We start from the raw sequence: 4,352 nt of genomic DNA, 5'->3' as shown, positions 1-4,352 counted from the left end.
ATCACCTGACATGGAATATTGAAGGCACACGTTCTAGAACAGGAAAAATTATTTACCCAAAAATGGGAATTTTAAAATATATAAAAGAAGGAGAATTGCAAAGTTCAAGATCTATAAAGTATGTTCCCGTTTCCATTGTATATGATTTAATTCCTGATGTCAAGGAAATGACCGAAGAAGGCAAAGGACAAGAGAAAAAAGCAGAAAACGTAAAAGAAGCTGTAAACTACATTAAAAAATTAGGAAATGATTATGGTCGTGCGGCAATTCGCTTTGGAGACGCCGTAGAGATTGAAGAAGATAAGCATGCCATCATTCCAGATATGGAAGAAGATAGTTATGCTGATAAAAACACCTTGCCTAGATTTGCTTTTGAACTGATACATAAAACCAATGCCATAACACCAGTCACAACAGTTTCGCTAGTTTGCCATGTGTTACTTAATGATTTCGCTTTAACCAAAAAAGAAATTGAATACAAGGTCAATCGATTAATGGCATTTATTAGTAGGAAAAAAGAAGCTATTCTTATAGATCGTGGCAATAAAATTGGTGTTATCGTACAATCGGCACTCAATTTATTACAAAGTGCAAGAATAATTCAAAAAAGTAGAGCAGGACAGCGTGCCCAATATAGTTTGGTTGCTACAGAGTATTTGCCAGCTGGATATTATGCAAATATGGCTTCCGGACATTTATACCATCAAGCTTTTATAGAAATGGCCTTGGTGAAAATTAAAGATGATCAATCGACCAGCCGAATTACAAAATTCTGGGAGGAGATAATGAGGCTCAGGAATTTATTTAAATTTGAATTCTTTTATACAAATAAGCCTAGATTTAGTAGTGAAATTGAAACAGAATTACTTCGATTTGACAAAAATTGGAGAGCAATTTTAGCTGATCCAAATGGAGATATTTCAGCCTTATTAGGAAAACAAGATTTATTTGTGTCAAGAGCTATTTTATTATCCTATTTAGAGGCAAATAAAATAGTTTGTTATACACTTAATAGTTGGGACGCTGATGATGAGTATGCTGAGGATGATTTTGTTAAATTAGCCATGTTTAAGGGGAAAGAATTACACTGGCAATCTGAAATCACACGTTTAGATAGTGTTTCTAAACCCTTTTTAATAAATGCGCTCCGTTTTGCTAGAAATGCGAACTTAATTCCGATCGGTAGAACTTTAGATTATGATGGCTTAAAAAGCTGGAGAGATCATTTAGATGATTTATCTGAACGGTTATCTTACTTAAAACAAATAGAAAGCGTAAGAGATAAAAGATTATTAAAAGAATTACCTGAAGAACAAAACTTAGATCAAGATTCAATTCATGATGAGGTCCATCACGAAGAAGAAATGGAAGAGGGTGGACACATCACTGCTTTTTTTGATATGGATCGCACGCTAATTGACGATTTTTCAGCAAAAAAATTCATGACAACTCGCTTGCTTAGTGGAAATACGACAGTAAAAGAATATCTAACACAGTTTGCAACTGCCTTAGTTTTTTCATTGGGAAACAGAGACTTTGAAATACTAACTAAAATTGCAGCACTCGGCTTAAAAGGTATAAAAGAGAAGGAATTTGTAACATTAGGGGAACATGTATTTGAAGAGCATTTAAAAGAAACAATTTATCCAGAATCTCAAGTTTTAATTGCAAATCATAAAGCAAAGGGGCATAAAGTGGTAATTATTTCGGCAGCAACAACGTATCAAATTGAACCTGTTGCAAGAGCTCTTGGGATTAAAGACATTTATGCTTCTGAAATGGAAGTGCATAATGGGAAGTTTACCGGTCGTGTTTCAGAAATGTGCTGGGGAGAAGGCAAAGCAAGAGCAGCACGAAGATTTGCTAAAGAGAATAATACAGATTTATCAAAAAGTTATTTTTATACAGATAGTATCGAAGACTATCCGCTCATGAAAATTGTAGGAAAACCAGTTGCTACAAATCCAGATCAGAAATTATCTCAAAAGGCTTTCGAAAATAACTGGCCTATTTTAAGATTTCAAGAACCCGTTGAAAAGCCACTTATTAATGGCTTTAGAACAGGAATGGCCATAGCAAGTATTTATCCTTCAGCCTTAAAAGGGCTTATAAAAGGAGCAATGACAATGTCGAGGCAAGAAGCTGCAAATACAACATTTTCTAGTGTTGGAGACTTGGGTTCTAAAATGGCTGGATTGGATATTGCTGTTAAGGGAAAACATAATTTGGAAGAAATTAGACCAGCTGTTTTTTGTTTTAATCACCAGAGTGCCGCAGATTTCTTTATTGTAATGAAATTAATTCGTCACGATTTTACGGGTGTCGCAAAAAAAGAATTAGAACGAACACCTATCGGACCAATTTTTAAAGCTTTAGGGGCTATTTATATCGATCGCACGAGCAAATCAAAAGCTATAGAAGCAATGCAACCTGCTGTTGACGCACTAAAGAGTGGTGTTTCAGTTGCAATCGCACCAGAGGGTACAAGAAGCGGAAGTAAAGCTTTAGGACCATTTAAGAAAGGTGCCTTTCATTTGGCAATGCAAGCTGGAGTGCCAATAATTCCAATTGTAATTAAAAACGCTTATATGGCAATGCCAAAAGGTACAAGCATGTTTAAACCAACTCATATCGAGGTGGTGGTTTTAGATCCTGTTGATACATCACTTTGGAAATTAAAAGATATAAATAAACATATTGAAGATGTGAGAGAATTATACTTACAAGAATTAGAAAATTAATTTTATTACGAAACATTCAGAACTAAATTTTCGGTACCCAAGAAAATGATTGTTTGGATGTTACAGGCTTGTGCTGAGCATCGTCGAAGTATGACCATTTAAGAACATAAAAAAAAACATATGAAACTTAACGTAGGAGTACTTGGAGGTGGTTCTTGGGGATCAACCATAGCGTCATTAACTGCTAAAAATAATGATACAATTTTATGGGCTAGAAACGAAAAAGCTGTAAAAGAAATAAATGAAGAACACACCAATTCTAAGTATCTCCCAGGTGCAAAGCTACATAAAAATCTTAAAGCATCAATTTCTATTCAAGAGACTGTTAAGAATGCAGATGTTATAGTGATGGGAATTCCTTCTCAAAATTTCAGGGAAGTTTTACGTGTCGCTAAGCCATATATTAGACCATGGGTGCCAATTGTAAGCTTATCTAAAGGCTTGGAGTTGGATACTAAAATGCGAATGACACAAATTATTGAAGAGGAACTGCCTGGTCATCCTGCAGGTGTTTTAACTGGTCCTAATTTAGCTAAAGAAATACACTCTGGTCAAGCCGCGGCTGCAGTAATTGCTATGGTAGATAAAACTATTGCTAAACAATTACAACAAGTATTCAGCACAGGATTGTTTAGAGTGTATACTAATAATGATGTCATAGGTTGCGAACTTGGTGGTGCGTTAAAGAATATTATGGCAATTGCTACTGGGATGGGAGATGGCGCCAATGCTGGCGATAATACCAGAGCAGCCTTAATAACTAGAGGTCTATCAGAATTAACTAGATTAGGTATTGCCATGGGAGGAAAACGAAGAACCTTTGCAGGATTAGCAGGAATGGGGGATTTGGTAGCAACGTGTTCGAGTTCTAAAAGTAGAAATCATCACGTTGGATTTCAAATAGGACAAGGCAAAAGTTTAGAGCAGATTATTGAAGAGATGGATGAAGTTGCCGAAGGTGTTAAAACAGCTAAGGTTGTTATGGAGCTAGCCAAAGATTATAACGTGGATATGCCAATTTCTAGAGAAGTATATAGAGTACTTTACGAAGGTAATACGGTTTATGATGCCTTTAATGGACTCGTGAAATTAGAAAGTGGCTCAGAAAAGGAACCAGGGTAAAATTATCTTTTGAGCTATAAAGGTCATGTCATTATTAATTTTTATTGGACTTGAAGTTGATACAGTTTCTAAGTATTCAAGGTGTTGAACTGGTATGAGCTTCATAAAAGGATCCATGACTTTATTTTATTATAGACTTTTGGATTGCTCAATAAATCTAAATGGTTATTCTCATAAGCGATCCAAGTATGTGCCTCTTTGAATTTTAAATCTTTAGTAGAGTTTTCATGCTGGCCTAATGCGCTTTTTATGCCCACCATATTATCTCCTAACAATTGAGCAGTCAAAGATGTATTCGCTTTACCATTAACGCCTGCTATACTATAACATTGAACGTTTTCTGGCAATGAGACGTTTTGCCGTTGGTCGCCGTTCATTTTAAATCGATCAATGTTTTGCCAGTCCTCATCTAAGAGACTACCGTATCTTAAGTCCGTCACGCCAGCACTTCTAATCTTTCCTAATCGTGCAAAAGGCCTTGCATATGGA

3 protein-coding genes are annotated in these 4,352 nt (G+C 35.7%); 2 read left to right on the top strand and 1 reads right to left on the bottom strand.

Annotation, left to right across the window (positions count from 1 at the left end):
* On the top strand, positions 1-2,741 hold a 2,741-nt coding region (locus tag ACJAT0_RS12805; RefSeq protein ID WP_415181967.1), incomplete at its 5' end, for an HAD-IB family hydrolase.
* A gap of 120 nt (positions 2,742-2,861) precedes the next feature.
* Complete coding sequence (locus ACJAT0_RS12800) at positions 2,862-3,863, top strand: NAD(P)H-dependent glycerol-3-phosphate dehydrogenase (protein ID WP_415181966.1); 1,002 nt, start codon at positions 2,862-2,864, stop codon at positions 3,861-3,863.
* A gap of 101 nt (positions 3,864-3,964) precedes the next feature.
* On the opposite strand, the gene ACJAT0_RS12795 is transcribed toward ACJAT0_RS12800, so the two are convergent.
* Positions 3,965-4,352, bottom strand: a 388-nt coding sequence (locus ACJAT0_RS12795) for a hypothetical protein (protein WP_415181965.1), incomplete at its 5' end; no start/stop codon positions are given.

This window comes from Nonlabens sp. (assembly GCF_047636915.1).
Classification (GTDB): domain Bacteria; phylum Bacteroidota; class Bacteroidia; order Flavobacteriales; family Flavobacteriaceae; genus Nonlabens.
This window is presented reverse-complemented; position numbering and strand designations above follow the sequence as displayed.